This window comes from Pseudomonas sp. CBC3, assembly GCF_037967085.1.
Classification (GTDB): Bacteria; Pseudomonadota; Gammaproteobacteria; order Pseudomonadales; family Pseudomonadaceae; genus Stutzerimonas.
Genome location: NZ_JBANEO010000007.1, coordinates 1 through 23,761 on the forward strand (window position 1 = coordinate 1; position 23,761 = coordinate 23,761).

Below are 23,761 nucleotides of genomic sequence, written 5' to 3' on the forward strand. Positions count from 1 at the left end.
TCCCCGAGCCTGAGCGTGCCATCGACAAGCCGTTCCTGATGCCGATCGAAGACGTGTTCTCGATCTCTGGCCGCGGTACCGTTGTTACTGGTCGTGTCGAGCGTGGCATCGTCAAGGTCCAGGAAGAAATCGAGATCGTTGGTATCCGTGCCACGACCAAGACTACCTGCACCGGCGTTGAAATGTTCCGCAAGCTGCTAGACGAAGGTCGTGCTGGTGAGAACGTTGGCGTGCTGCTGCGCGGCACCAAGCGTGATGATGTCGAGCGTGGTCAGGTTCTGGCCAAGCCGGGCACCATCAAGCCGCACACTAAGTTCGAAGGCGAAGTGTACGTGCTGAGCAAGGAAGAAGGCGGTCGCCACACTCCGTTCTTCAAGGGCTACCGTCCGCAGTTCTACTTCCGTACTACTGACGTAACCGGTAACTGCGAGCTGCCGGAAGGCGTGGAAATGGTCATGCCGGGCGACAACATCAAGATGGTTGTCACCCTGATCGCTCCGATCGCCATGGAAGACGGCCTGCGCTTCGCGATTCGCGAAGGTGGTCGTACCGTTGGTGCCGGCGTGGTTGCCAAGATCATCGAATAATCAATCGGTGGTAAAAAAGGGCCCCCTGGGGCCCTTTTTCTATTATTGATCATTTATTGACACCCCCTGGACGCATCCGTACAATTGCGCCTCCTTTTACCGGGCGTATTGCGTTTGGTAGGGATGGCTAATTGGAGTCTGAGGTCAAAATGCAAAACCAACAAATCCGTATTCGGTTGAAGGCTTTTGACCATCGCCTGATCGATCAATCAACCCAGGAAATCGTGGAAACCGCGAAACGTACTGGTGCTCAGGTGCGTGGTCCGATACCACTGCCGACCCGCAAAGAGCGGTTCACCGTTCTGGTTTCTCCGCACGTCAACAAGGACGCGCGCGACCAGTACGAGATCCGCACTCATAAGCGTGTGCTGGACATTGTTCAGCCAACCGACAAAACCGTCGATGCGCTGATGAAGCTTGATCTTGCGGCTGGCGTGGAAGTGCAGATCAGCCTCGGCTAAAACCTTGAGTTTTAGTCGTGTAACGCTCTGAAATGGGCGGCCATAGCGGGTGAAAGCCCCGTACACTCAAGAGGTTACAATATGACTATTGGTGTAGTCGGTCGTAAGTGCGGCATGACCCGCATTTTCACCGAAGATGGTGTCTCTGTTCCGGTTACGGTCATTGAGATCGAGCCGAATCGTGTCACCCAGTTCAAGAATGAAGAGAGCGATGGCTATCGCGCCGTGCAGGTCACTGTCGGCGAGCGTCGCGCCTCGCGTGTCTCCAAGGCTCAGGCTGGTCACTTCGCTAAGGCGAATGTCGCTGCCGGTCGTGGGGTCTGGGAATTCCGCCTCGATGGCGAAGAGTTCCAGGCGGGCGATCAGATCAATGCCGAGATTTTTCAGGCTGGACAGATGGTGGATGTCACCGGTCAGTCCAAGGGTAAAGGCTTTGCCGGCACCATCAAGCGCTGGAACTTCCGTGGTCAGGACAATACACACGGTAACTCCGTATCCCACCGCGTTCCGGGTTCGATTGGCCAGTGCCAGACTCCGGGTCGTGTTTTCAAGGGCAAGAAGATGTCCGGGCACATGGGCGCCGAGCGCGTAACCGTGCAGTCCCTGGAAATCGTGCGTGTCGATGCCGAGCGTAACTTGCTATTGGTCAAGGGCGCAGTGCCCGGCGCCACTGGTGGTGACGTGATCGTGCGTCCGGCCGCCAAGGCTCGCGGGTAAGGGGGAGTTCACATGCAATTGAATGTTAATGGCGCACAAGCCATAGAAGTCTCCGAGCGTACCTTTGGTGGTGAGTTCAACGAGACGCTGGTGCACCAAGCAGTCGTCGCCTACATGGCTGGCGGCCGTCAGGGTAGTAAGCAGCAAAAGACTCGCTCCGATGTGTCCGGTGGCGGCAAGCGTCCCTGGCGCCAGAAGGGCACTGGCCGTGCACGTGCCGGTACTTCGCGTGGACCGATCTGGCGTGGCGGCGGTGTAACTTTCGCAGCTCGTCCGCAGAACCATGAGCAGAAACTCAACAAGAAGATGTACCGCGCAGCGCTACGCTCCATTCTTTCCGAGTTGGTTCGTTCCGAGCGTCTGGTAGTCGTTGAAGATTTCGCCGTCGACAGCCCTAAGACCAAGCTGCTTGCTAACAAGCTGACTGGTATGGGTCTGAATGACGTACTGATCGTTTCCGATGCTGTCGATCAGAACCTGTATTTGGCGGCTCGCAACCTGCCGCACGTCGATGTTCGTGACGTTCAAGGTTCCGATCCAGTCAGCCTGATCGCCTATGACAAGGTGTTGATCACCGTGTCGGCTGTGAAGAAATTCGAGGAGCTGCTGGGATGAACCAGGAACGCGTATTCAAAGTCCTGCTTGGTCCGCACGTCTCCGAGAAGGCAACCATGCTGGCTGACAGCAAGAGCCAGTTCGTTTTCAAGGTTGCTACTGATGCAACCAAGCTGGAAATCAAGAAGGCCGTCGAAAGCCTGTTCAACGTGAAGGTCGCCAAGGTCAGTACCCTGAATGTTCAGGGTAAGACCAAGCGTACCGCTCGCGGTCTGGGCAAGCGCAACGACTGGAAGAAGGCATACATTGCGCTTCAGCCGGGCCAGGATCTCGATTTCTCCGGCAACGCTGAGTAAGGAAGGGGTGCATCATGGCAATCGTTAAATGCAAACCGACTTCCGCAGGCCGCCGTTTTGTGGTCAAGGTGGTCGGTCAGGAGCTGCACAAAGGCGCTCCTTATGCTCCGCTGCTCGAGAAGAAGTCAAAGTCCGGCGGCCGTAACAACAACGGCCGTATCACCACTCGTCACGTTGGTGGTGGTCACAAGCAGCATTACCGTCTGGTCGATTTTCGTCGCAATAAGGATGGCATTCCCGCTGTCGTTGAGCGCATCGAATACGATCCGAACCGTACTGCGCACATTGCGTTGCTGAAGTATGCCGACGGCGAGCGCCGCTACATCATCGCCCCCAAGGGCGTAAGTGCTGGCGATCAGTTGGTGTCTGGCATCAATGCGCCAATCAAGGCTGGTAACAGCCTGCCGCTGCGCAACATTCCGCTGGGTTCTACCATCCACGGTGTGGAGCTGAAGCCGGGCAAAGGTGCCCAGATCGCTCGTTCCGCTGGTGCGTCGGCTCAGTTGGTGGCGCGTGAGGGTGCATACGTGACGCTGCGTCTTCGCTCCGGCGAAACACGCAAGGTGCTGGCTGAATGCCGCGCCACTCTGGGTGAGGTATCGAACGCCGAGCATAGCCTGCGTTCGCTGGGTAAAGCCGGTGCCAAGCGCTGGCGTGGCGTTCGTCCGACCGTTCGCGGTGTGGCGATGAACCCGGTCGATCACCCGCATGGTGGTGGTGAAGGTCGTACCTCTGGTGGTCGTCATCCGGTGTCGCCGTGGGGCTTCCCGACTAAGGGCGCGAAGACTCGCTCGAACAAGCGCACCGATAACATGATCGTCCGTCGCCGCAAGTAACTAGAGGGATACGACAGTGCCACGTTCTCTGAAAAAAGGTCCTTTTATCGATCTTCACCTACTGAAGAAGGTCGAGGTGGCAGCGGAAAAGAATGATCGCAAGCCGGTGAAAACCTGGTCGCGTCGTTCGATGATCCTGCCGCAAATGGTCGGTCTGACCATCGCTGTGCATAACGGTCGCCAACACGTCCCCGTTCTCGTGAACGAAGACATGGTCGGTCATAAACTCGGCGAGTTCGCTGGTACCCGCACCTATCGCGGGCACGTAGCGGACAAGAAAGGCAAGCGCTAAGGGGTAAGGAAAGATGGAAGTAGCCGCTAAGTTGTCGGGCGCTCGCATCTCCGCCCAGAAAGCCCGCCTGGTCGCCGACCAGATCCGCGGGAAAGGGGTGGGCGAAGCGCTCAACCTGTTGGCTTTCAGCAGTAAGAAAGCCGCCGAGATCATGAAGAAAGTGCTGGAGTCGGCCGTGGCCAACGCCGAGCACAACGAAGGCGCTGACGTGGACGACCTGAAGGTTTCCACTGTTTTCGTCAACGAAGGGCGTTCGCTTAAGCGCATCATGCCGCGTGCCAAAGGCCGCGCTGATCGCATCGTCAAGCGGTCTTGCCATATCACTGTCAAGGTTGCGGACAAGTAACGGAGTCGATCAGATGGGTCAGAAAGTACATCCCACTGGCATTCGCCTGGGAATCGTCAAGGAGCACACCTCCGTCTGGTACGCAGACGGTCGTACGTACGCCGATTATCTGCTTGCAGATCTGAACGTGCGCGAGTACCTCCAAGACAAATTAAAAAGCGCGTCCGTAAGCCGTATCGATATCCATCGCCCGGCTCAGACAGCACGCATCACCATCCACACCGCTCGTCCCGGCATCGTGATCGGCAAGAAGGGTGAGGATGTAGAGAAGCTGCGTCAGGACCTGACCAAGCAAATGGGTGTGCCTGTGCACATCAACATCGAAGAAATCCGCAAGCCGGAGCTCGATGCAATGCTGGTAGCACAGAACGTTGCTCAGCAGCTGGAGCGTCGTGTGATGTTCCGTCGCGCCATGAAGCGCGCCGTACAGAACGCGATCCGCATTGGTGCCAAAGGCATCAAGATCCAGGTGAGCGGTCGTCTGGGTGGGGCTGAAATCGCCCGTACGGAATGGTATCGGGAAGGTCGTGTGCCGCTGCACACCCTGCGTGCCGATATCGACTACAACACCTACGAAGCACACACCACTTACGGTGTGATCGGCGTCAAGGTCTGGATCTTCAAGGGTGAGGTCATTGGTGGCCGCCACGAAGAACTCAAGCCGCAAGCGCCTGCGCCTCGTAAAAAAGCTGCCAAGTAAGGAGTACGCCAAATGTTGCAACCAAAGCGTACAAAATTCCGCAAGCAGATGACTGGCCACAATCGTGGTCTGGCTCAGCGCGGTAGCAAGGTCAGCTTCGGCGAGTTCGCTCTGAAGTCTGTTTCCCGTGGTCGTCTGACTGCCCGCCAGATCGAGTCCGCACGTCGTGCGCTGACTCGTCACGTCAAGCGTGGCGGCAAGATCTGGATCCGCGTGTTCCCCGACAAGCCTGTCACCAAGAAGCCTCTGGAAGTCCGGATGGGTAAAGGTAAGGGTAACGTCGAGTACTGGGTAGCCCAGATTCAACCGGGCAAGGTGCTCTACGAGATCGAGGGTGTTTCCGAAGAGCTGGCGCGTGAGGCTTTCGCCCTGGCTGCTGCAAAGCTGCCGCTCGCCACCTCCTTTGTTAAGCGGACGGTGATGTGATGAAAGCGAATGAGCTTCGTGAAAAATCCGCTCAGCAGCTGAACGAGCAGTTGCTCGAGCTGCTGCGCGACCAGTTCAATCTGCGTATGCAGAAAGCAACTGGCCAGTTGGGGCAGTCTCACCTGCTCTCACAAGTCAAGCGCGACATCGCTCGTGTCAAGACTGTGCTCAACCAGCAGGCAGGTAAGTGATCATGGCTGAAGTTGAAAAGACTGTCCGCACGCTGACTGGCCGCGTCGTCAGCGACAAAATGGACAAAACCATCACCGTATTGATCGAGCGTCGCGTCAAGCACCCGATCTACGGTAAATACGTGAAGCGTTCGACCAAACTGCACGCACACGACGAAACCAACCAGTGCCGTATCGGTGACAAAGTCACGATTCGCGAGACTCGTCCTCTGGCGAAGACCAAGTGCTGGATGCTGGTTGATGTCGTTGAACGTGCCGTCGAAGTCTAAGGGCTAGGGGTCGGAGAAATTATATGATTCAGACTCAATCAATGCTCGATGTGGCGGACAACAGTGGCGCTCGTCGTGTCATGTGTATCAAGGTCCTGGGCGGTTCACACCGCCGTTATGCCGGCATCGGTGACATCATCAAGGTTACCGTCAAGGAAGCGATTCCGCGTGGCAAGGTCAAGAAAGGCCAGGTGATGACCGCTGTTGTGGTCCGTACCCGTCACGGTGTTCGTCGTCCGGACGGTTCCATCATTCGCTTCGATGGCAACGCTGCTGTTCTGCTGAACAACAAGCAAGAGCCTATCGGTACCCGTATTTTCGGGCCGGTGACGCGTGAGCTTCGTAACGAGAAGTTCATGAAAATCGTCTCGCTCGCGCCTGAAGTGCTCTAAGGAGTAGCCGCATGCAAAAGATTCGTCGCAACGACGAGATCATCGTCATCGCCGGCAAGGACAAGGGCAAGCGCGGTAAGGTGCTTCGGGTTCTCGCTGACGACCGCTTGGTCGTTGGTGGCATCAACCTCGTAAAGCGTCATACCAAGCCGAACCCAATGTCGGGCGTTCAGGGCGGTATCGTCGAGAAAGAGGCGCCTCTGCACGCCTCTAACGTCGCTATTTTCAATGGTGAAACCAACAAGGCTGATCGCGTTGGCTTCAAGATTGAAGACGGCAAGAAAATTCGTGTCTTCAAGTCGACCCAAAAGCCGGTTGAAGCTTGAGACTGCTAGGTAGATAACCATGGCACGACTAAAAGAAGTTTATCGGAAGCAAATCGCTCCCAAGCTGAAAGAAGAGCTTCAGCTTGGCAACGTGATGGAAGTTCCGCGCATCACCAAGATCACCCTGAATATGGGTATCGGCGAAGCGATCGGTGATAAGAAAATCATCGATAACGCAGTTGCCGACCTGGAGAAGATCACCGGTCAGAAGGTCGTGGTGACCCACGCTCGGAAATCCATTGCGGGCTTTAAGGTTCGTGAAGGCTGGCCGATCGGTGTCAAGGTCACGCTGCGCAATGATCGCATGTATGAATTCCTGGATCGTCTGCTCGCCATTTCCCTGCCTCGGGTTCGCGATTTCCGCGGCCTGAATGCCAAGTCCTTCGATGGTCGTGGCAACTACAGCATGGGTGTAAAAGAGCAGATCATCTTCCCGGAAATCGATTACGACAAGATCGATGCCCTGCGTGGTCTGGACATTACGCTGACCACTACTGCTCGGACGGACGAAGAGGGGCGCGCGCTGCTGCGTGCTTTCAACTTCCCGTTCCGTAACTGATAGGAGTAGGAAATGGCTAAGCAAAGCATGAAGAACCGTGAGCTGAAGCGTCAGCAAACGGTTGCTAAGTACGCCCAGAAGCGTGCAGCGCTGAAAGCTGTCATCGCTAATCCCGAGTCGTCTCCTGAGGCGCGTTGGGAGGCCCAGGTCGCCCTGCAGAAGCAGCCGCGTGATGCCAGCGCTTCGCGTCTGCGCAATCGTTGCCGTCTGACGGGTCGTCCGCATGGTGTGTATCGCAAGTTTGGTCTTGCGCGCAGCATGTTGCGTCAGGCCGCAATGCGTGGCGACGTACCGGGCCTGGTAAAAGCCAGCTGGTAACGAGGTTCCGGCATTGCTACCGGAACTGCCGCTATCGAATCAAGCCCCTCATGGGGCTTGATTCGTTTCTGGACTGTCTCTAGAATGTCCGGCTCGCCCGACTCACGCCTTTCGAGGCGCGTTCATCTAGTAGGCGACACGAGCCCTCGCGGGCTTATTTTTTAGAATTAGGAGCCAAGAGCCCATGAGTATGCAGGACCCGTTAGCGGACATGCTAACTCGTATCCGTAATGCCCAGATGGCCGAAAAGTCCGTCGTAAGCATGCCGTCTTCCACTTTGAAGGTGGCTGTAGCCAACGTTCTTCAAGGTGAAGGCTATATCGCAGGATACAACGTCAGCAGCGATGCCAAGCCGCAGCTGTCTATCGAGCTGAAGTACTTCGAAGGTCGTCCGGTTATCGAAGAGCTGAAGCGCGTAAGCCGTCCTGGCCTTCGCCAGTACAAATCCGTTGATCAGTTGCCGAAAGTTCGTGGCGGTCTGGGTGTTTCGATCGTGTCCACCAATAAAGGTGTGATGACTGATCGTGCTGCTCGCGCTGCTGGCGTTGGCGGCGAAGTGCTCTGCACAGTGTTCTAAGGGGGGATAAGCATGTCTCGCGTTGCTAAGAACCCCGTCAAGCTGCCCGCTGGTGTTGAATTCAACATGTCTGGCCAGCAGCTTTCGGTGAAGGGTGCCAAGGGCGCTCTTGAACTGAACGTACACTCCTCTGTGGAAGTGATCCATGAGGCTGGTGAGCTCCGTTTTGCTGCGCGTAATGGCGATCAGCAGAACCGTGCCATGGCCGGTACCACCCGTGCGCTGGTTAACAACATGGTGATTGGCGTCAGCCAAGGCTTCGAGCGCAAGCTTCAGCTGGTTGGTGTTGGTTACAAGGCGCAAGCCAAAGGTCAAGTGCTGTCCCTGGCTCTCGGCTTCTCGCACCCGGTGGAATATGAGCTGCCGCAAGGCGTTACCGCTGAGACCCCCAGCCAGACCGATATCCTGATCAAGGGTGTCGATAAGCAACTGGTCGGTCAGGTGGCTGCTGAAATCCGTGACTTCCGTCGCCCTGAGCCTTACAAGGGCAAAGGCGTACGTTACTCGGACGAAGTGGTCCGTCGTAAAGAAGCTAAGAAGAAGTAGGGCATAGCAAATGAGCGTAAAGAAAGTTACTCGTCTGCGTCGCGCTCGCAAGGCACGCCTGAAGATGCGCGAGCTGGAAGTCGTACGCCTTTGTGTGTACCGCTCTTCCCAGCACATCTACGCCCAGGTCCTTTCGGCCGACGGCGGCAAGGTCCTGGCCAGTGCCTCGACTCTCGACAAAGAACTGCGCGGCGGTGCCACCGGCAACGTCGACGCTGCCAAGAAAGTTGGTCAGCTGGTCGCTGAGCGTGCTAAGGCCGCAGGTGTCACCCAGGTGGCGTTCGACCGTTCTGGCTTCAAGTACCATGGTCGTGTCAAGGCACTGGCTGATGCTGCTCGTGAAGGCGGGCTGGAGTTCTAAGTTATGGCATATAACGAGCAAAAGCGCGACGAAGGCTACATTGAGAAGCTGGTTCAAGTTAACCGCGTCGCCAAGACAGTAAAAGGTGGTCGCATCTTCACCTTCACCGCACTGACTGTAGTAGGTGATGGTAAAGGTCGCGTAGGTTTCGGTCGTGGCAAGTCCCGCGAAGTGCCGGCTGCCATTCAGAAGGCCATGGAAGCGGCTCGCCGCAACATGATCCAGGTTGACCTGAACGGTACTACCCTGCAGTACGCGACCAAGGCCGCGCATGGCGCCTCCAAGGTTTACATGCAGCCTGCTTCGGAAGGTACCGGTGTCATCGCCGGTGGTGCAATGCGCGCCATTCTTGAAGTCGCTGGCGTGCAGAACGTCTTGGCCAAGTGCTACGGCTCTACCAACCCGGTCAACGTGGTTCACGCTACGTTCAAAGGTCTGAAAGCCATGCAGTCGCCTGAGTCGATCGCTGCCAAGCGTGGCAAGAGCGTTGAGGAGATTTCCTGATCATGGCTAACACCGTCAAGGTCACGCTGATCAAAAGCGTCAGCGGTCGTATTCCTAATCACAAGCTTTGCGTCAAGGGTCTCGGCCTGCGTCGCATTGGTCATACCGTTGAGGTTCAGGACACTCCTGAAAACCGCGGCATGATCAACAAGGCTTACTACATGCTCCGTGTGGAGGGCTAAGCCATGCAACTGAACGATCTGCGTTCTGCGCCGGGCGCCCGTCGCGAAAAGCTGCGTCCGGGCCGTGGTATCGGCAGCGGCCTCGGCAAGACCGGTGGCCGTGGTCACAAAGGTCAGACTTCCCGCTCCGGCGGCAAGATCGCTCCCGGGTTCGAGGGCGGCCAGCAGCCGTTGCACCGCCGTCTGCCGAAGTTCGGCTTCGTCTCGCTGAAAGCCATGGATCGCGCCGAGGTGCGTACATCCGAACTGGCAAAGGTTCAGGGCGACGTAGTTACTCTGCAGAGCCTCAAGGATGCCGACATCATCAATCAGAACGTTCAGCGTGTAAAAGTCATGCTGTCGGGCGAGGTTGGTCGTGCGGTAACTCTGAAGGGCATCGCCGCCACTAAAGGTGCGCGTGCGGCTATCGAAGCAGCTGGCGGCAAGTTCGAGGAATAAATGGCTAAGCAAGGTGCTCTCTCCGCTCTGAGTAACGGCGGGCTGTCCGAACTCTGGGCTCGTCTGCGTTTTCTGCTGATGGCGATCATCGTCTATCGGATTGGAGCGCATATCCCGGTGCCGGGTATCAATCCCGACAGGTTGGCCGAGCTGTTCCGTCAGAACGAAGGGACCATCCTTAGCCTGTTCAATATGTTTTCCGGTGGTGCGCTGGAGCGCATGAGTATCTTTGCGTTGGGGATCATGCCGTACATTTCGGCGTCGATCATCATGCAGCTCATGACCGCCGTCAGCCCTCAGTTGGAGCAGTTGAAGAAAGAGGGTGAGGCCGGTCGCCGCAAGATCAGCCAGTACACGCGTTACGGTACGCTGGTGCTTGCCGTGGTGCAGGCTATTGGCATGTCGGTCGGCCTCGCCGGACAGGGAGTCGCATTCAGCAATGACTTCGGCTTCTACTTCGTGGCAATCACCACCTTTGTGGCTGGTGCGATGTTCATGATGTGGCTGGGCGAGCAGATCACCGAGCGGGGTGTCGGTAACGGCATTTCGATGTTGATCTTTGCAGGTATCGTTGCGGGTCTTCCGGGTGCGCTGGGGCAGTCCTTCGAGTCCGCGCGGCAGGGTGATGTGAATATCATCGCGCTGCTGGCTGTTGGGCTGGTGGCTGTTGCCATCATCGGTTTTGTGGTCTTCATCGAGCGTGGGCAGCGGCGTATCGCCGTGCACTATGCCAAGCGTCAGCAGGGTCGTAAGGTCTTTGCTGCGCAGACGAGCCACCTGCCGCTGAAGGTCAACATGGCTGGAGTTATTCCGGCCATCTTCGCCAGTAGCATTCTGCTGTTCCCGGCTTCGCTGGGACAGTGGTTCGGTCAGTCGGAGAGCATGGGTTGGTTGGCTGATATTTCTCAGTCGATCGCTCCTGGTCAGCCGTTGAATATCCTGTTGTTCAGCGCCGGTATCATCTTCTTCTGCTTCTTCTACACGGCATTGATGTTCAATCCGAAAGATGTTGCGGAAAATCTGAAGAAGTCCGGTGCGTTTATCCCGGGGATTCGGCCTGGCGAGCAGTCGGCGCGCTATATTGATGGCGTATTGACTCGCTTGACCATGTTCGGCGCCCTGTACATGACGGCTGTATGCTTGCTGCCTCAGTTCCTTGTGGTTGCTGCAAATGTGCCGTTCTACCTTGGCGGGACATCGTTGCTGATTGTGGTCGTGGTTGTAATGGACTTCATGTCTCAAGTGCAGTCGCACCTCATGTCTCACCAGTACGATTCCCTGATGAAAAAAGCCAACCTGAAGGGCTATGGCAGCGGAATGCTCCGCTGAAGGTAGTTCGTAAGGTTCCAGGAGTTGTCATGAAAGTTCGTGCATCGGTCAAAAAACTGTGCCGCAACTGCAAAATCGTCCGTCGCGAAGGCGTCATTCGGGTGATCTGCAGTGCAGAACCGCGTCACAAGCAGCGCCAAGGCTGATTGTGAGCTAAGGCTCGAGCCCGGTAGCTAGTGCGCTGCCGGGTTGATTATTTGTTATTACAGCGTTAGTATCTCGCGCCCTTTTCTTGGCTTCCGGGGCGTTGGGTAGCTGTCAATTGGAGTTTCACTGAATGGCCCGTATTGCAGGCGTAAACATTCCAGATAACAAGCACACTGTTATCTCGCTGACCTACATCTATGGTGTTGGTCGCACTCGCGCGCAGACTATCTGCGCAGCTACCGGCGTAAACCCGGCAGCGAAAATCAAAGATCTCTCCGACGAGCAGGTCGAACTGCTGCGCGGCGAAGTGGCAAAGTTCATCGTTGAGGGTGATCTGCGTCGCGAAGTCAACATGAAGATCAAGCGCTTGATGGACCTAGGTTGCTACCGCGGCCTGCGTCATCGTCGTGGTCTGCCGGTGCGCGGTCAGCGTACCAAGACCAACGCCCGCACCCGTAAGGGCCCGCGCAAGCCGATCCGCAAGTAATCGCGTAGGAATTTAAGTAATGGCAAAACCTGCTGCTCGTCCTCGTAAAAAAGTCAAAAAGACAGTGGTTGATGGCATCGCCCATATCCATGCGTCTTTCAATAACACCATCATCACGATCACCGATCGCCAGGGCAACGCATTGTCCTGGGCTACTTCCGGTGGCTCGGGCTTCCGTGGTTCGCGTAAAAGCACCCCGTTCGCTGCTCAGGTAGCTGCTGAGCGCGCCGGTCAGGCCGCTCTGGAATATGGTCTCAAGAACCTTGATGTCAACGTCAAAGGTCCAGGCCCGGGTCGTGAATCCGCTGTTCGTGCTTTGAACGGTTGTGGTTATAAAATCGCCAGCATCACCGACGTGACGCCGATCCCGCATAACGGGTGCCGTCCGCCGAAGAAGCGTCGCGTGTAATCAGGAGACAGTGAAGAATGGCTCGTTATATTGGTCCCAAGTGCAAACTGTCTCGTCGTGAAGGCACCGATCTCTTTCTGAAGAGTGGTGCGCGCGCGCTCGAATCGAAATGCAACATTGAAACCCCGCCAGGTGTTCACGGCCAGCGCCGTGGACGTCTGTCTGATTACGGTACTCAGCTGCGTGAAAAGCAGAAGGTCCGTCGTATCTATGGCGTGCTCGAGCGCCAGTTCAGCGGTTACTACAAGGAAGCGGCTAGCCGCAAGGGCGCTACCGGCGAGAATTTGCTGCAACTGCTGGAGTGCCGTCTGGATAACGTGGTTTACCGAATGGGCTTCGGCTCTACTCGTGCTGAATCGCGTCAGCTGGTTTCCCACAAGGCAATCAGTGTAAATGGCAAGACCGTGAACGTTCCGTCCTACCAGGTCAAAGCTGGTGACGTGGTTGCCGTTCGCGAGAAGTGCCGTAACCAGCTGCGTATCGCCCAAGCCCTGGAACTGTGCGTACAGCGCGGTCGTGTTGAGTGGGTCGAAGTAGATGCCGACAAGAAATCCGGCGTTTTCAAGAATGTTCCGGCTCGCAGTGATCTGTCCGCCGACATCAACGAAAACCTGATTGTCGAGCTCTACTCCAAGTAAGGGCTAGAAAATAGGTGTATCCATGCAGATTTCGGTAAATGAGTTCCTGACCCCCCGCCATATCGATGTGCAGGTGGTCAGTCCGACCCGTGCCAAGATCACGCTCGAACCTCTCGAGCGTGGTTTCGGCCATACCCTGGGCAACGCGCTGCGTCGTATTCTGTTGTCCTCCATGCCCGGCTGTGCTGTGGTCGAGGCTGAGATCGACGGTGTGCTCCACGAGTACAGCGCTATCGAGGGCGTGCAGGAAGATGTCATTGAAATCCTGCTCAATCTCAAAGGTATCGCCATCAAGCTGCACGGCCGTGATGAAGTGACCTTGAGCCTGGTGAAGAAGGGCGCGGGCGCTGTTACCGCTGCCGATATCCAGCTGGATCACGATGTCGAAATCGTCAATGGCGATCATCTGATCGCCAACCTGGCGGCTAATGGTTCGATCAACATGAAGCTCAAGGTCGCTCGCGGCCGTGGTTACGAGCCTGCTGATGCGCGTCAGAGCGACGAGGACGAAAGCCGTAGCATCGGTCGTCTGCAGCTCGACGCCACCTTCAGCCCGGTCCGTCGCGTGGCTTATGTGGTCGAAAACGCTCGTGTCGAGCAGCGTACCAACCTGGACAAGCTGGTCATTGACCTGGAAACCAATGGCACTTTGGATCCCGAAGAGGCGATCCGTCGTGCCGCGACTATTCTGCAGCAGCAGCTGGCCGCATTTGTCGACCTCAAGGGAGACAGCGAGCCGGTAGTAGTTGAGCAGGAAGACGAGATCGATCCGATCCTGCTGCGTCCGGTTGATGATCTGGAGCTGACCGTTCGTTCGGCCAACTGCCTCAAAGCAGAAAACATCTACTACATCGGTGATCTGATTCAGCGCACCGAAGTCGAGCTGTTGAAAACGCCGAACTTGGGCAAGAAGTCTCTGACCGAAATCAAAGACGTTCTGGCCTCTCGTGGTCTGTCCCTGGGCATGCGTCTCGACAATTGGCCGCCGGCAAGTCTCAAGAAGGACGATAAGGCTACGGCCTGATCGCCCATAGTCACCGAACTGATCGTTTGGTAAGGAATTTCAATCATGCGTCATCGTAAAAGTGGCCGTCATCTCAGCCGCACAAGCGCACACCGCAAGGCCATGTTCCAGAACATGGCGGTGTCGCTGTTCGAGCACGAACTGATCAAAACAACCCTGCCTAAGGCCAAGGAACTGCGTCGCGTTGCCGAGCCGCTGATCACCCTGGCCAAGGAAGACAGCGTCGCCAACCGTCGCCTGGCTTTCGACCGTACTCGCTCGAAGGCTATCGTTGGCAAACTGTTCAATGACCTGGGTCCGCGTTATGCCACCCGCCAGGGTGGTTACCTGCGTATTCTCAAGTGCGGTTTCCGCGCTGGGGACAATGCGCCCATGGCTTATGTGGAGCTGGTTGACCGTCCGGTTACCGGAGAAATCGAAGCAGCTGAGTAAGCTAGCTTCGTCAAGAAAACCGAGCCTTCAGGCTCGGTTTTTTTTCGTCTAAAGATTTTGGCTATCGGTAGCGTTGATCTTGATCATTAGAGTGTATTGGTTGCGATTCATATGATGGCACTCAACCAGCCGGTGACGTGACCGACACTGGATAGTTCTCGAATTGCCACGGAGTAGTAGCCATGACCGATCAGCCCAAACTCACTACCGTCGCCGGTGCCCCGGTAGCCGAAAACCAGAATTCCATGACCGCCGGTCCGCGCGGTCCCATGTTGCTGCAGGACGTGTGGTTTCTAGAGAAGCTCGCACATTTCGATCGTGAAGTGATCCCTGAGCGGCGTATGCATGCCAAAGGCTCTGGCGCCTTTGGTGAGTTCGTTGTTACTCATGACATTACCCGCTACACCAAGGCGGTAATTTTCTCGGAAGTGGGCAAAAAGACACCGATGTTTGCGCGGTTCTCTACCGTTGCCGGCGAGCGCGGTGCTGCCGATGCCGAACGTGACATCCGCGGCTATGCCCTGAAGTTCTACACCGAGCAAGGCAACTGGGACATGGTCGGCAACAACACGCCAGTGTTCTTTTTCCGCGATCCACTGAAATTCCCCGATCTGAACCATGCGGTCAAGCGCGACCCGCGCACCAACATGCGTAGTGCCAACAATAATTGGGACTTCTGGACCGGCCTGCCGGAGGCGCTGCACCAGATTACCTATGTGATGGGCGACCGTGGGATACCGGCCTCCTACCGGCACATGCATGGTTTCGGCTCGCACACCTACAGCTTTATCAGCGCCGATCACCAGCGGTACTGGGTCAAGTTCCATTTCAAAACCCAGCAGGGCATCAAGAACCTCACCGACGCCGAAGCAGCAGCTATCGTTGCTGGCGATCGTGAAAGCTCTCAGCGTGACCTGTTCGAGGCAATCGAGCGTGGCGATTTCCCTCGCTGGACCATGTACGTACAAGTAATGTCCGAAGCTGAGGCGGCAAGCTATCGTTTCCATCCGTTCGATCTGACTAAGGTCTGGTCGAAGAAGGATTACCCGCTGATCGAAGTGGGTTACTACGAGCTCAACCGCAACGCCGACAATTACTTCCAGGATGTGGAGCAGGCGGCATTCACGCCCGCGAACGTGGTGCCGGGCATCAGCTTCTCGCCGGACCGCATGCTTCAGGGGCGCCTGTTTTCCTACGGCGATGCGCAGCGCTACCGCTTGGGCGTCAACCACCACCAGATCCCGGTGAACGCGCCGCGCTGCCCAGTGCACAGCTTCCATCGCGATGGCGCGATGCGGATCGATGGCAACCACGGTGGTCGCTTGCATTACCAGCCGAACACTTACGGGGAATGGCGTGAGCAGCCAGACTTCAGCGAGCCGCCGTTGGCGCTCGAAGGCGCCGCCGCCCGTTACGATTACCGGTTGGACGATGCGGACTACTTCACTCAGCCAGGCGATCTGTTCCGGTTGATGGAGGCGGACGAGCAGCAGCGTCTATTCGAGAACACAGCGCGGGCGATGGGGGATGCGGCACGGCATATCAAGCTGCGGCATATCAAGCACTGCTACTTGGCTGATCCAGCCTACGGTACCGGTATCGCCAAGGCGTTGGACCTCCCTGTCGAGGAAGCGCTGGCTTAAGCCTTCTGTGACGAAATAGCCCGCAGCATGCTGCGGGCTTTCGTATCGGGTCGGATTTACGATAGGGCCCGGGGCAAACCTGTAGCGTTCATTTATGCCGGGCTTGATCACGCTCAAGCAACGGCTTAAGAAAGTGACCGGTATGCGACTGCGGCATCTCGGCAACGTTTTCGGGGGTGCCCGTAGCGATGATCTGACCGCCTTTCGAGCCCCCTTCGGGGCCGAGATCCACCAGCCAGTCCGCCGTCTTGATCACGTCCAGATTGTGCTCGATGACTACCACCGTATTGCCGTGATCGCGAAGGCGGTGCAACACATCCAGCAACTGCTGGATATCGGCGAAGTGCAACCCCGTGGTGGGCTCGTCGAGGATGTACAGCGTCTTGCCGGTATCCCGTTTGGACAGCTCGCGCGACAGCTTGACCCGTTGTGCCTCGCCTCCTGATAGGGTGGTCGCGCTCTGTCCGAGCTTGATGTAGGACAGCCCCACATCGATTAGCGTCTGCAGCTTGCGTGCGACGGCTGGCACCGGATCGAAGAATTCCCGCGCCTCTTCGATGGTCATATCCAGCACTTCGGTAATGCTTTTGCCTTTGTACTTCACTTCCAGCGTTTCGCGGTTGTAGCGCTTGCCCTTGCACACATCACAGGGCACGTAGATGTCCGGTAGGAAGTGCATCTCCACCTTGATTACGCCGTCGCCCTGACAGGCTTCGCAGCGTCCGCCCTTGACGTTGAAGGAGAAGCGTCCAGGACCGTAGCCACGCGAGCGAGCTTCTGGCACGCCGGCAAACAGTTCGCGGATCGGCGTGAACAGTCCGGTATAGGTCGCCGGGTTAGAGCGTGGTGTGCGTCCTATCGGGCTCTGATCGATGTCCACGACCTTGTCCAGATGCTGCAGGCCATCGAACGAATCATGGGGTGCCACCTCGAGCGTCGTCGCGCCGTTCAAGGCCGTGGCGGTGATCGGAAAGAGTGTGTTGTTGATCAGCGTCGACTTGCCCGACCCGGATACTCCAGTGATACAGGTGAGCAGGCCGACTGGAATTTCTAGATCGACGTTGCGCAGATTGTTGCCGCGTGCGCCCTTGAGCCTGAGCAGCTTGCTCGTATCGCGAGGGGTGCGTTGCGCGGGGTAGAGAATATTTACCCGGCCGGAAAGATAGCCGCCGGTCAGCGAGACGGGATTGTTCATTACCTCGTCCGGCGTGCCTTGCGCCACGATCTGTCCACCATGCACGCCGGCGCCGGGGCCTATGTCGACCACGTAGTCGGCGAGGCGTATGGCGTCTTCATCATGCTCGACGACAATCACCGTATTGCCGATGTCGCGCAGGTGACGCAGGGTGCCGAGCAGGCGTTCATTGTCGCGCTGATGGAGGCCGATAGAGGGTTCGTCGAGGATGTACATGACCCCGACCAGACCGGCACCGATCTGGCTGGCCAGGCGGATGCGCTGAGCTTCGCCGCCGGACAGGGTGTCGGCGCTGCGGTCCAGCGTCAGGTAGTCGAGGCCTACGTTGACCAGGAACTGCAGCCGTTCGCGAATCTCCTTGAGAATCTTGTCGGCGATCTCACCGCGACGTCCGGTGAGCGAGAGGTCACCGAAATACTCGGTGGCATCGCCGATCGGCAGGCCAGTCACCGCCGGCAGGGTCTTGTCCCCGACCCATACATGGCGTGCTTCGCGACGCAGGCGGGTGCCGCAGCATTCCGGGCAGGGCTGAGTACTGAGATATTTGCCCAGTTCTTCACGTACCGAATTGGATTCGGTTTCACGGTAGCGGCGCTCGAGGTTGGGGATGATCCCCTCGAAGGGGTGAGAGCGTTTGACGATATCGCCGCGGTCGTTCAGATAGCGGAAGTCCACATTCTCCTTTCCACTGCCGCGCAAGACGACTTTCTGCTGCTCCGCCGGCAGGGAGTCGAATGGCTCGTCAAGACTGAAACCATAATGCGATGCGAGCGAGCCGAGCATCTGGAAGTAATAGACGTTGCGCCGATCCCAGCCGCGAATGGCGCCCTCAGCCAGGGTCAGCTCGCCATTGACCAGGCGTTTGGCATCGAAGAACTGTTTGACGCCCAGGCCGTCGCAGGTCGGGCATGCGCCGGCCGGGTTGTTGAACGAGAACAGCTTGGGCTCGAGCTCGCTGATCGAATGCCCGCAAATTGGGCAGGCGAAGCGGGCTGAGAAAATCATTTCCTCAGTGTCACTCTCGTCGTCCATCGAGGCGACCAGGGCGATGCCATCGGCGAGCTTGAGTGCCGTCTCGAAGGATTCGGCGAGACGCTGCTGCAAGTCGCTGCGCACTTTGAAACGATCCACCACGACATCGATGGAGTGCTTCTTTTGCTTATCGAGTTTCGGCAGTTCATCGAGTTCGTAGAGCCGCCCGTTGATCCTCGCCCGTACGAAGCCCTGCGCGCGCAGCTCATCGAACACCGCCAGATGCTCGCCCTTGCGTTCGCGAATGACGGGGGCGAGCAGCATCAGCTTGCGGCCTTCCGGTAGTGCCAGCACCTGATCGACCATCTGGCTGACCGTCTGGGCTTCCAGCGGTGCATCGTGATCCGGACAGCGCGGCGTACCGACGCGTGCATAGAGCAAGCGCAGGTAATCGTAGATCTCGGTAATGGTGCCGACGGTCGACCGGGGATTGTGGGAAGTCGACTTCTGCTCGATGGAGATGGCCGGGGAGAGGCCTTCGATGGTGTCGACGTCGGGCTTTTCCATCATCGATAGAAATTGCCGGGCGTACGCCGAGAGCGATTCGACATAGCGCCGCTGACCTTCGGCATAAAGCGTATCGAAGGCCAGCGAGGATTTGCCGGAACCCGACAGACCCGTGATCACGATCAGCTTGTCGCGTGGCAGGGTCAGGTCGATGTTTTTTAGGTTATGGGTACGAGCCCCACGAATCAGAATCTTGTCCAAAGCAGCCTCGCGTCGCGGGCGAAAACCCGAAATTATACGGCCAGGTGCGACACAGCGGCAAAGTAGCCAGCCTGTGCCGAACCGCGGGATGGCTGTTAGAATCGCCGCCGGTTCATTCAGGCGAGACCCCACATGCAGGATCCCTACAGCGAGCGCATGAGCGCCAGCGAAACTCGCGCAGCATCCGGGCTGGCCCTGGTTTTCGCGTTTCGCATGCTCGGCATGTTCATGGTGCTGCCAGTACTGGCGACCTATGGCATGGAGCTGCAGGGAGCCACACCGGCACTGATCGGTCTCGCTATCGGTGCCTATGGTTTGACCCAGGCGGTGCTACAAATTCCGTTCGGCATGCTTTCTGATCGAATTGGCCGTCTGCCGGTGATCTACTTTGGCTTGCTGATCTTTGCCGCGGGTGCGGTACTCGCCGCGACGGCTGATTCCGTTTGGGGCGTCATCGCCGGCCGCGTGCTGCAGGGAGCTGGCGCCATTTCCGCGGCGGTGATGGCGCTGCTGTCTGATCTCACCCGCGAGCAGCATCGCACCAAGGCGATGGCGATGATCGGTATGAGCATTGGTGTTTCATTCGCTGTGGCGATGATTCTCGGGCCGCTGCTGACGCGTGCGTTCGGTCTGTCCGGCCTGTTCTGGGCGACGGCGGGGATGGCGCTGCTGGGTATGCTGGTCGTCGCCACGTTGCCGCGCGCCCATCGTCATCTGCGCCATCGTGAGTCGGGTGTGGCCAGGCAGGCGCTCGGCGAGACGCTGCGTCATCCGAGCCTCCTGCGCCTGGATTTCAGCATCTTCGTATTGCATGCGATTCTCATGGCCAGTTTCGTCGCATTGCCGCTGGCCTTGGTGGACGAAGCGGCGCTGCCCAGGGATGAGCACTGGTGGGTCTATCTCACCGCCCTGGTGGTCGGATTCTTCGGCATGGTGCCCTTCATCATTTATGGCGAAAAAAAGCGGCAGATGAAGCGCGTCGTCTTGGGCGCCGTGGGGGTTCTGCTATTCGCCGAGCTGTTCTTCTGGTGGCTCGGTCACGGGCTCTGGGCATTGGTCGTCGGCATGATCGTGTTCTTCATCGCATTCAATCTGCTGGAAGCCTCCTTGCCTTCGCTGATCAGCAAGGTGGCGCCGGCCGGTGGCAAGGGTACGGCGATGGGTGTTTACTCAACGAGCCAGTTTCTCGGTGCCGGTATTGGCGGCGTCTTGGGTGGATGGTTTTACCAGCAGGGTGGCCTTGCGCTGGTTTTCGCCGGCTGCGCCGTGCTCTGCGGGCTGTGGCTGATGGTGGTCTGGGGCATGCGCGAGCCGCCTTACGTCACCGGTTTGCGGCTGCCATTGTCGACCGATGCGTTGCGAAACCCCGCCCTTGCCGAGCATATATTGGCGGTGCCTGGTGTGTCGGATGCTGTGGTGATTGCCGATGAGTCGGCCGCCTACGTTAAGGTCGACATGCAGGTGTTGGATCGGGAAGCGCTCGACCGCCTGGTCGCCTGAACACCCTTTCGCTGATGCGGGCCGGGCGCGCCTCTCGCTGCCGACTGTGCCTCTGCCTGAGACCATCCCGGTTGGCCGGCAAGGGGCGGTGAGGTAAGATTCACGGCCATTGGCTTTCGCTCCGTCACGGAGCGCTCTCCAGTGAGCCAACCCAAACTCATGTTCAAACAAAGGAGTTACCCATGGCCAGAGGGGTGAATAAAGTCATCTTGATCGGCAATGTCGGCGGCGACCCGGAAACCCGCTACATGCCCAATGGCAATGCGGTGACCAACATTACGCTGGCCACCACCGACAGCTGGAAGGACAAGCAGACCGGCCAGCAGCAAGAGCGCACCGAGTGGCACCGTGTCGTGTTGTTCGGCAAGGTGGCTGAAATCGCTGGCGAGTACCTGCGCAAGGGCTCGCAGTGCTACATCGAAGGCCGCCTGCAAACCCGCGAATGGGAAAAGGACGGCGTCAAGCGCTACACCACCGAGATTGTGGTTGATATGGGCGGCACCATGCAGCTGCTCGGCGGCCGTGGTGGCAGTTCCGACGATGCGCCACGTCAATCCCAGCCGCGTCCGCAACGCGAGCCGCAACAGCAGTCGCGCCCGCAGTCTCAGCCGCAGCCAGCTCAGCAGCCGGCACCGGACTACGACAGCTTCGACGACGATATCCCGTTCTAGAGTTCTCTCCATGCGAATGCGCCTGATGCTGTTGGGCGGCGGCAATGCCCTGGGTCAGGCGCTTATCCGCCTCGGCGCCGAGGAAGATATAAGCTTCCTCGCACCGCGCCCGCCCGACCAGGGTTGGGACGCGCCCAGCCTGACCAAATTGCTCGACGACAATCGCCCGGATGTCGTGATCAACCTCGCCTATTATTTCGACTGGTTTCAGATCGGCCATGTCGATGAAGCTGTGCTTGCCCATCAGGAGCGAGCGGTAGAGCGGTTGGCAGAGCTTTGCCAGCATCACGAGTTCGTACTGATGCAGCCCTCCAGCTACCGCGTGTTTGATGGCGCTCGCACCACCGCTTACAGCGAGAAGGACGAAGTGGCGCCGCTGGATGCGCGCAGCCGTGCGCTCTGGCGTATCGAGCAGAGCGTTCGCGCGCTCTGCCCGCGACACGTTCTGCTGCGGTTCGGTTGGTTGCTGGACGATAGTTCGGACGGTTTGCTTGGGCGGTTTCTGCAGCGTCTCGAACAGGACGATGAGCTGTCTGTTGCTGATGACCGCCGTGGCAATCCGACGCCTGTCGACGATGCGGCGCGTGTCATCCTTGCCGTGCTGAAGCAGCTGGACTGTAGGGCGCCGCTGTGGGGCACCTATCACTATGGTGGGCACGAGGCGTCGACACCATTGGTGGTCGGTCAGGCGCTGCTTGCCGAGGCCGCCCACCATCGTCAGTTGAAAATCGATAGCCTGACCCCGGTCGCGCACGCAAGCTGTCCAGACGCTCAGGACGAGCCGCAGCATGGTGTGCTGGCCTGCAAGAAAATCTTCAATACTTTCGGAATCAAGCCGCGCGCCTGGCGTACCGGATTGCCGAGCCTCCTGGAGCGTTACTACCGACATGGTTGAATCACCGATTCTGGTTACCGGGGGCGCCGGTTTCATCGGCTCGAACCTCGTCGATGCATTGGTTGCTCGCGGCTATGCGGTGCGGGTGCTGGACAACTTGTCCACGGGCAAACGCAGCAACCTGCCGGACGGTGTGCGCGTGGAGTTGATCGAGGGCGACGTCGCCGACGCGCAGGTCATGCGGCGGGCTGTCCGTGGCGTGCGAGCCGTGGTGCATCTGGCTGCCGTGGCATCGGTGCAAGCATCGGTCGATGACCCGGTGGGTACACACCAGAGCAATCTGGTCGGCACGTTGAACCTGTGCGAGGCCATGCGCGACGAAGGTATTCGCCGAGTCGTCTTTGCGTCGAGCGCTGCCGTCTACGGCAACAATGGCGAAGGGCAGCCCATTGATGAAGAAACCCCGAAAGCGCCGCTGACACCTTATGCGGCGGACAAGCTTGCCAGCGAGCATTACCTGGATTTCTACCGCCGCCAGCATGGACTGGAGCCGGTCATCTTCCGGTTCTTCAATATCTTCGGCCCTCGTCAGGACCCTTCATCGCCGTACTCCGGGGTGATCAGCATCTTCACCGAGCGTGCGCAGAAAGGCCTGCCGATCGCGGTGTTCGGCGACGGCGAACAGACCCGCGATTTCCTTTACGTCGGCGATCTGGTCGAGGTGCTGGTGCAGGCGCTGGAGAGCACTGAAGTGGACGCGGGTGCGATCAATGTCGGGCTCAATCGCGCCACTTCGCTGAACGAGTTGCTGGCGTCCATTGGCGATGTGCTGGGCGGGCTGCCGCCGGTCAGTTACCAGGCGGCGCGAAGTGGCGATATCCGCCACTCGCGAGCCGACAATGCACGCCTGCTGCAGCGCTTTCGGTTGCCGGAGCCAGCGACTGATATGCGGATGGGGCTGGCGAAATTGCTGGGTCGCTAGTAAAGCTGCGAAATGGAAAAAGGCGCCCTAGGGCGCCTTTGCTTTGCTCAACGATCCGGTGGTTCTGGTTTCGTCAGAATTTGTAGCCGAGACCGACCATGTAGACCATCGGGTCGACATCTACATCGACCTTAACTTTGGCTCCGCCATAGCTCGTTGTGCCGGTAGTGTCGATATCGATATAGCGTACCTGAGCGTTGATCATCACGTTCTCGGTCAGCATGTAATCTATGCCCACTTGGGCCGCTAAGCCCCATGAATCCTTCATGTCCAGCCCGTTGAAGCCCTTGCCCTCAGCTTCGCTGGTGAGCTTGTCGTCAAAGAACCATGTGTAGTTGATCCCCGCACCGAGGTAGGGCTGGAATGCGGACTTGCTGTCGAGCGGGTAGTAAACGAGGCTGAGGGTCGGCGGTAGGTGCTTGAGTTCGCCCAACTTTCCGTTCAGGCCTGCAAACCCGCCAGGCATGCCGGAAACCCCCACGTCGTGGGTGAAGGGGCTTGCAGCGAGCAATTCAATGCCGATCTTGTCGGTCAACATATAGGCGAAGTTCAGGCCCAGCTGGGTGTCGCTATCGAGGGTAGCCTTTGTTCCTGGAACGCTGGTCGAAAGCGCGCCTACATAGATATCGCCGCTATCCTCATGCGGATCAACCGTAATGGCACCGGCGCGCAGAATCACATCACCCGCCTGATGGGCCTGGGCGAGGGGGGCGGCGAGGGCCATGGCCAGCACGGAAGCGGTAAACAGGGTCTTGCGCATAATGAGCTCCATCGAGACGTGATCTGTTGC

Annotated in this window: 36 protein-coding genes; 34 read left to right on the forward strand and 2 right to left on the reverse strand. The window is 58.1% G+C overall.

What is annotated here, in order from left to right; all coding sequences use genetic code 11:
• The 30 genes from V6943_RS19435 to V6943_RS19580 form a co-directional block, all read left to right on the forward strand.
• Window positions 1-587: EF-Tu C-terminal domain-related protein (locus tag V6943_RS19435; RefSeq protein WP_340555114.1), on the forward strand; the 587-nt coding region annotated here is incomplete at its 5' end.
• 149 nt (window positions 588-736) lie between these two features.
• Window positions 737-1,048, forward strand: coding sequence for a 30S ribosomal protein S10 (gene rpsJ, locus V6943_RS19440; protein ID WP_003186070.1), 312 nt, complete (start codon window positions 737-739; stop codon window positions 1,046-1,048).
• A gap of 81 nt (window positions 1,049-1,129) precedes the next feature.
• Window positions 1,130-1,765 (forward strand): 50S ribosomal protein L3, encoded by a 636-nt coding sequence (gene rplC, locus V6943_RS19445; RefSeq protein ID WP_131651938.1) that lies wholly within the window; start codon window positions 1,130-1,132, stop codon window positions 1,763-1,765.
• A 12-nt stretch (window positions 1,766-1,777) separates the two neighbouring features.
• A complete protein-coding gene (gene rplD, locus V6943_RS19450; protein ID WP_131651937.1) occupies window positions 1,778-2,380 on the forward strand; it encodes a 50S ribosomal protein L4 in 603 nt (200 codons plus the stop codon).
• A complete protein-coding gene (rplW, locus tag V6943_RS19455) occupies window positions 2,377-2,676 on the forward strand; it encodes a 50S ribosomal protein L23 (protein ID WP_021209378.1) in 300 nt (99 codons plus the stop codon). The genes rplD and rplW overlap by 4 nt, the downstream gene beginning before the upstream one ends.
• A 14-nt stretch (window positions 2,677-2,690) precedes the next feature.
• Window positions 2,691-3,512 carry a 50S ribosomal protein L2 gene (gene rplB / locus V6943_RS19460; RefSeq protein WP_131651936.1) on the forward strand — a complete coding sequence of 274 codons (822 nt, stop codon included), beginning with the start codon at window positions 2,691-2,693 and terminating at the stop codon, window positions 3,510-3,512.
• A gap of 16 nt (window positions 3,513-3,528) precedes the next feature.
• Window positions 3,529-3,804: a 30S ribosomal protein S19 gene (gene rpsS / locus V6943_RS19465; RefSeq protein WP_014854225.1), complete on the forward strand. Its 276-nt coding sequence runs from the start codon at window positions 3,529-3,531 to the stop codon at window positions 3,802-3,804.
• A gap of 13 nt (window positions 3,805-3,817) precedes the next feature.
• Window positions 3,818-4,150, forward strand: a complete 333-nt coding sequence (gene rplV / locus V6943_RS19470) for a 50S ribosomal protein L22 (RefSeq protein ID WP_131651935.1) — start codon at window positions 3,818-3,820, stop codon at window positions 4,148-4,150.
• A gap of 13 nt (window positions 4,151-4,163) precedes the next feature.
• The gene (gene rpsC / locus V6943_RS19475; protein WP_131651934.1) at window positions 4,164-4,850 is read left to right on the forward strand and encodes a 30S ribosomal protein S3; all 687 of its coding nucleotides are present in this window, start codon (window positions 4,164-4,166) and stop codon (window positions 4,848-4,850) included.
• Between the two features lie 12 nt (window positions 4,851-4,862).
• Window positions 4,863-5,276, forward strand: coding sequence for a 50S ribosomal protein L16 (gene rplP / locus V6943_RS19480; protein ID WP_014854222.1), 414 nt, complete (start codon window positions 4,863-4,865; stop codon window positions 5,274-5,276).
• Window positions 5,276-5,467, forward strand: coding sequence for a 50S ribosomal protein L29 (rpmC, locus tag V6943_RS19485; protein ID WP_003289209.1), 192 nt, complete (start codon window positions 5,276-5,278; stop codon window positions 5,465-5,467). The genes rplP and rpmC overlap by 1 nt, the downstream gene beginning before the upstream one ends.
• Before the next feature lie 2 nt (window positions 5,468-5,469).
• On the forward strand, window positions 5,470-5,736 hold the full coding sequence (rpsQ, locus tag V6943_RS19490) for a 30S ribosomal protein S17 (RefSeq protein ID WP_014854221.1): 267 nt from the start codon (window positions 5,470-5,472) through the stop codon (window positions 5,734-5,736).
• 23 nt (window positions 5,737-5,759) lie between these two features.
• Entirely contained in the window at window positions 5,760-6,128 is a 369-nt protein-coding gene (gene rplN / locus V6943_RS19495; protein ID WP_014854220.1) for a 50S ribosomal protein L14, read from the forward strand.
• Window positions 6,129-6,139: 11 nt separating this feature from the next.
• A complete protein-coding gene (gene rplX / locus V6943_RS19500) occupies window positions 6,140-6,454 on the forward strand; it encodes a 50S ribosomal protein L24 (RefSeq protein WP_131651933.1) in 315 nt (104 codons plus the stop codon).
• A 19-nt stretch (window positions 6,455-6,473) separates the two neighbouring features.
• Window positions 6,474-7,013, forward strand: coding sequence for a 50S ribosomal protein L5 (gene rplE / locus V6943_RS19505; RefSeq protein WP_131651932.1), 540 nt, complete (start codon window positions 6,474-6,476; stop codon window positions 7,011-7,013).
• Window positions 7,014-7,025: 12 nt separating this feature from the next.
• Window positions 7,026-7,331 carry a 30S ribosomal protein S14 gene (rpsN, locus tag V6943_RS19510; RefSeq protein ID WP_131651931.1) on the forward strand — a complete coding sequence of 102 codons (306 nt, stop codon included), beginning with the start codon at window positions 7,026-7,028 and terminating at the stop codon, window positions 7,329-7,331.
• A gap of 184 nt (window positions 7,332-7,515) precedes the next feature.
• On the forward strand, window positions 7,516-7,908 hold the full coding sequence (gene rpsH, locus V6943_RS19515) for a 30S ribosomal protein S8 (protein ID WP_003281824.1): 393 nt from the start codon (window positions 7,516-7,518) through the stop codon (window positions 7,906-7,908).
• 12 nt (window positions 7,909-7,920) lie between these two features.
• A complete protein-coding gene (gene rplF, locus V6943_RS19520) occupies window positions 7,921-8,454 on the forward strand; it encodes a 50S ribosomal protein L6 (RefSeq protein ID WP_019339968.1) in 534 nt (177 codons plus the stop codon).
• A gap of 10 nt (window positions 8,455-8,464) precedes the next feature.
• Entirely contained in the window at window positions 8,465-8,815 is a 351-nt protein-coding gene (gene rplR / locus V6943_RS19525; RefSeq protein ID WP_131651930.1) for a 50S ribosomal protein L18, read from the forward strand.
• 3 nt (window positions 8,816-8,818) lie between these two features.
• The gene (gene rpsE / locus V6943_RS19530) at window positions 8,819-9,319 is read left to right on the forward strand and encodes a 30S ribosomal protein S5 (protein ID WP_019339966.1); all 501 of its coding nucleotides are present in this window, start codon (window positions 8,819-8,821) and stop codon (window positions 9,317-9,319) included.
• A gap of 2 nt (window positions 9,320-9,321) precedes the next feature.
• Window positions 9,322-9,501 (forward strand): 50S ribosomal protein L30, encoded by a 180-nt coding sequence (rpmD, locus tag V6943_RS19535; protein ID WP_003281818.1) that lies wholly within the window; start codon window positions 9,322-9,324, stop codon window positions 9,499-9,501.
• A gap of 3 nt (window positions 9,502-9,504) precedes the next feature.
• Complete coding sequence (gene rplO, locus V6943_RS19540) at window positions 9,505-9,939, forward strand: 50S ribosomal protein L15 (RefSeq protein ID WP_045160597.1); 435 nt, start codon at window positions 9,505-9,507, stop codon at window positions 9,937-9,939.
• Window positions 9,940-11,268 carry a preprotein translocase subunit SecY gene (secY, locus tag V6943_RS19545; RefSeq protein WP_131651929.1) on the forward strand — a complete coding sequence of 443 codons (1,329 nt, stop codon included), beginning with the start codon at window positions 9,940-9,942 and terminating at the stop codon, window positions 11,266-11,268.
• Window positions 11,269-11,297: 29 nt separating this feature from the next.
• Window positions 11,298-11,414: a 50S ribosomal protein L36 gene (gene rpmJ, locus V6943_RS19550; RefSeq protein ID WP_021209367.1), complete on the forward strand. Its 117-nt coding sequence runs from the start codon at window positions 11,298-11,300 to the stop codon at window positions 11,412-11,414.
• Window positions 11,415-11,545: 131 nt separating this feature from the next.
• A complete protein-coding gene (gene rpsM / locus V6943_RS19555) occupies window positions 11,546-11,902 on the forward strand; it encodes a 30S ribosomal protein S13 (RefSeq protein ID WP_014854208.1) in 357 nt (118 codons plus the stop codon).
• A gap of 19 nt (window positions 11,903-11,921) precedes the next feature.
• Window positions 11,922-12,311 carry a 30S ribosomal protein S11 gene (gene rpsK / locus V6943_RS19560; protein WP_014854207.1) on the forward strand — a complete coding sequence of 130 codons (390 nt, stop codon included), beginning with the start codon at window positions 11,922-11,924 and terminating at the stop codon, window positions 12,309-12,311.
• Window positions 12,312-12,328: 17 nt separating this feature from the next.
• Window positions 12,329-12,949 (forward strand): 30S ribosomal protein S4, encoded by a 621-nt coding sequence (rpsD, locus tag V6943_RS19565; protein ID WP_131651928.1) that lies wholly within the window; start codon window positions 12,329-12,331, stop codon window positions 12,947-12,949.
• Between the two features lie 22 nt (window positions 12,950-12,971).
• A complete protein-coding gene (locus V6943_RS19570; RefSeq protein WP_019339960.1) occupies window positions 12,972-13,973 on the forward strand; it encodes a DNA-directed RNA polymerase subunit alpha in 1,002 nt (333 codons plus the stop codon).
• Window positions 13,974-14,018: 45 nt separating this feature from the next.
• Window positions 14,019-14,405 (forward strand): 50S ribosomal protein L17, encoded by a 387-nt coding sequence (gene rplQ, locus V6943_RS19575; RefSeq protein WP_340555115.1) that lies wholly within the window; start codon window positions 14,019-14,021, stop codon window positions 14,403-14,405.
• Between the two features lie 182 nt (window positions 14,406-14,587).
• Window positions 14,588-16,048, forward strand: coding sequence for a catalase (locus V6943_RS19580; RefSeq protein WP_340555116.1), 1,461 nt, complete (start codon window positions 14,588-14,590; stop codon window positions 16,046-16,048).
• A gap of 88 nt (window positions 16,049-16,136) precedes the next feature.
• Here the strand turns inward: V6943_RS19580 and uvrA are convergent, their stop codons facing one another.
• Window positions 16,137-18,983, reverse strand: a complete 2,847-nt coding sequence (uvrA, locus tag V6943_RS19585) for an excinuclease ABC subunit UvrA (RefSeq protein WP_340555117.1) — start codon at window positions 18,981-18,983, stop codon at window positions 16,137-16,139.
• A gap of 132 nt (window positions 18,984-19,115) precedes the next feature.
• Here uvrA and V6943_RS19590 point away from each other — a divergent pair, with 132 nt between their 5' ends.
• The 4 genes from V6943_RS19590 to V6943_RS19605 all read left to right on the forward strand — a co-directional run bounded on the left by V6943_RS19590 (window position 19,116) and on the right by V6943_RS19605 (window position 22,971).
• Window positions 19,116-20,483, forward strand: coding sequence for an MFS transporter (locus V6943_RS19590; RefSeq protein WP_131651925.1), 1,368 nt, complete (start codon window positions 19,116-19,118; stop codon window positions 20,481-20,483).
• A 182-nt stretch (window positions 20,484-20,665) separates the two neighbouring features.
• Complete coding sequence (locus tag V6943_RS19595; RefSeq protein ID WP_131651924.1) at window positions 20,666-21,154, forward strand: single-stranded DNA-binding protein; 489 nt, start codon at window positions 20,666-20,668, stop codon at window positions 21,152-21,154.
• Between the two features lie 10 nt (window positions 21,155-21,164).
• Window positions 21,165-22,049, forward strand: coding sequence for a sugar nucleotide-binding protein (locus tag V6943_RS19600; protein WP_131651923.1), 885 nt, complete (start codon window positions 21,165-21,167; stop codon window positions 22,047-22,049).
• Complete coding sequence (locus V6943_RS19605) at window positions 22,042-22,971, forward strand: NAD-dependent epimerase/dehydratase family protein (protein ID WP_131651922.1); 930 nt, start codon at window positions 22,042-22,044, stop codon at window positions 22,969-22,971. The genes V6943_RS19600 and V6943_RS19605 overlap by 8 nt, the downstream gene beginning before the upstream one ends.
• A gap of 73 nt (window positions 22,972-23,044) precedes the next feature.
• On the opposite strand, the gene V6943_RS19610 is transcribed toward V6943_RS19605, so the two are convergent.
• On the reverse strand, window positions 23,045-23,731 hold the full coding sequence (locus V6943_RS19610) for an OmpW/AlkL family protein (RefSeq protein ID WP_340555118.1): 687 nt from the start codon (window positions 23,729-23,731) through the stop codon (window positions 23,045-23,047).
• Between the last annotated feature and the right edge of the window lie 30 nt (window positions 23,732-23,761).

Excerpts from the sequence above, each read along its gene's own strand:
- rpsJ (WP_003186070.1), top strand. The coding sequence starts at position 737 with ATGCAAAACCAACAAATCCGTATTCGGTTGAAGGCTTTTGACCATCGC.
- rplC (WP_131651938.1), top strand. The coding sequence starts at position 1,130 with ATGACTATTGGTGTAGTCGGTCGTAAGTGCGGCATGACCCGCATTTTC.
- rplD (WP_131651937.1), top strand. The coding sequence starts at position 1,778 with ATGCAATTGAATGTTAATGGCGCACAAGCCATAGAAGTCTCCGAGCGT.
- rplW (WP_021209378.1), top strand. The coding sequence starts at position 2,377 with ATGAACCAGGAACGCGTATTCAAAGTCCTGCTTGGTCCGCACGTCTCC.
- rplB (WP_131651936.1), top strand. The coding sequence starts at position 2,691 with ATGGCAATCGTTAAATGCAAACCGACTTCCGCAGGCCGCCGTTTTGTG.
- rplV (WP_131651935.1), top strand. The coding sequence starts at position 3,818 with ATGGAAGTAGCCGCTAAGTTGTCGGGCGCTCGCATCTCCGCCCAGAAA.
- rpsC (WP_131651934.1), top strand. The coding sequence starts at position 4,164 with ATGGGTCAGAAAGTACATCCCACTGGCATTCGCCTGGGAATCGTCAAG.
- rplP (WP_014854222.1), top strand. The coding sequence starts at position 4,863 with ATGTTGCAACCAAAGCGTACAAAATTCCGCAAGCAGATGACTGGCCAC.
- rpmC (WP_003289209.1), top strand. The coding sequence starts at position 5,276 with ATGAAAGCGAATGAGCTTCGTGAAAAATCCGCTCAGCAGCTGAACGAG.
- rpsQ (WP_014854221.1), top strand. The coding sequence starts at position 5,470 with ATGGCTGAAGTTGAAAAGACTGTCCGCACGCTGACTGGCCGCGTCGTC.
- rplN (WP_014854220.1), top strand. The coding sequence starts at position 5,760 with ATGATTCAGACTCAATCAATGCTCGATGTGGCGGACAACAGTGGCGCT.
- rplX (WP_131651933.1), top strand. The coding sequence starts at position 6,140 with ATGCAAAAGATTCGTCGCAACGACGAGATCATCGTCATCGCCGGCAAG.
- rplE (WP_131651932.1), top strand. The coding sequence starts at position 6,474 with ATGGCACGACTAAAAGAAGTTTATCGGAAGCAAATCGCTCCCAAGCTG.
- rpsN (WP_131651931.1), top strand. The coding sequence starts at position 7,026 with ATGGCTAAGCAAAGCATGAAGAACCGTGAGCTGAAGCGTCAGCAAACG.
- rpsH (WP_003281824.1), top strand. The coding sequence starts at position 7,516 with ATGAGTATGCAGGACCCGTTAGCGGACATGCTAACTCGTATCCGTAAT.
- rplF (WP_019339968.1), top strand. The coding sequence starts at position 7,921 with ATGTCTCGCGTTGCTAAGAACCCCGTCAAGCTGCCCGCTGGTGTTGAA.
- rplR (WP_131651930.1), top strand. The coding sequence starts at position 8,465 with ATGAGCGTAAAGAAAGTTACTCGTCTGCGTCGCGCTCGCAAGGCACGC.
- rpsE (WP_019339966.1), top strand. The coding sequence starts at position 8,819 with ATGGCATATAACGAGCAAAAGCGCGACGAAGGCTACATTGAGAAGCTG.
- rpmD (WP_003281818.1), top strand. The coding sequence starts at position 9,322 with ATGGCTAACACCGTCAAGGTCACGCTGATCAAAAGCGTCAGCGGTCGT.
- rplO (WP_045160597.1), top strand. The coding sequence starts at position 9,505 with ATGCAACTGAACGATCTGCGTTCTGCGCCGGGCGCCCGTCGCGAAAAG.
- secY (WP_131651929.1), top strand. The coding sequence starts at position 9,940 with ATGGCTAAGCAAGGTGCTCTCTCCGCTCTGAGTAACGGCGGGCTGTCC.
- rpmJ (WP_021209367.1), top strand. The coding sequence starts at position 11,298 with ATGAAAGTTCGTGCATCGGTCAAAAAACTGTGCCGCAACTGCAAAATC.
- rpsM (WP_014854208.1), top strand. The coding sequence starts at position 11,546 with ATGGCCCGTATTGCAGGCGTAAACATTCCAGATAACAAGCACACTGTT.
- rpsK (WP_014854207.1), top strand. The coding sequence starts at position 11,922 with ATGGCAAAACCTGCTGCTCGTCCTCGTAAAAAAGTCAAAAAGACAGTG.
- rpsD (WP_131651928.1), top strand. The coding sequence starts at position 12,329 with ATGGCTCGTTATATTGGTCCCAAGTGCAAACTGTCTCGTCGTGAAGGC.
- V6943_RS19570 (WP_019339960.1), top strand. The coding sequence starts at position 12,972 with ATGCAGATTTCGGTAAATGAGTTCCTGACCCCCCGCCATATCGATGTG.
- rplQ (WP_340555115.1), top strand. The coding sequence starts at position 14,019 with ATGCGTCATCGTAAAAGTGGCCGTCATCTCAGCCGCACAAGCGCACAC.
- V6943_RS19580 (WP_340555116.1), top strand. The coding sequence starts at position 14,588 with ATGACCGATCAGCCCAAACTCACTACCGTCGCCGGTGCCCCGGTAGCC.
- V6943_RS19590 (WP_131651925.1), top strand. The coding sequence starts at position 19,116 with ATGCAGGATCCCTACAGCGAGCGCATGAGCGCCAGCGAAACTCGCGCA.
- V6943_RS19595 (WP_131651924.1), top strand. The coding sequence starts at position 20,666 with ATGGCCAGAGGGGTGAATAAAGTCATCTTGATCGGCAATGTCGGCGGC.
- V6943_RS19600 (WP_131651923.1), top strand. The coding sequence starts at position 21,165 with ATGCGAATGCGCCTGATGCTGTTGGGCGGCGGCAATGCCCTGGGTCAG.
- V6943_RS19605 (WP_131651922.1), top strand. The coding sequence starts at position 22,042 with ATGGTTGAATCACCGATTCTGGTTACCGGGGGCGCCGGTTTCATCGGC.
- V6943_RS19610 (WP_340555118.1), bottom strand. The coding sequence starts at position 23,731 with ATGCGCAAGACCCTGTTTACCGCTTCCGTGCTGGCCATGGCCCTCGCC.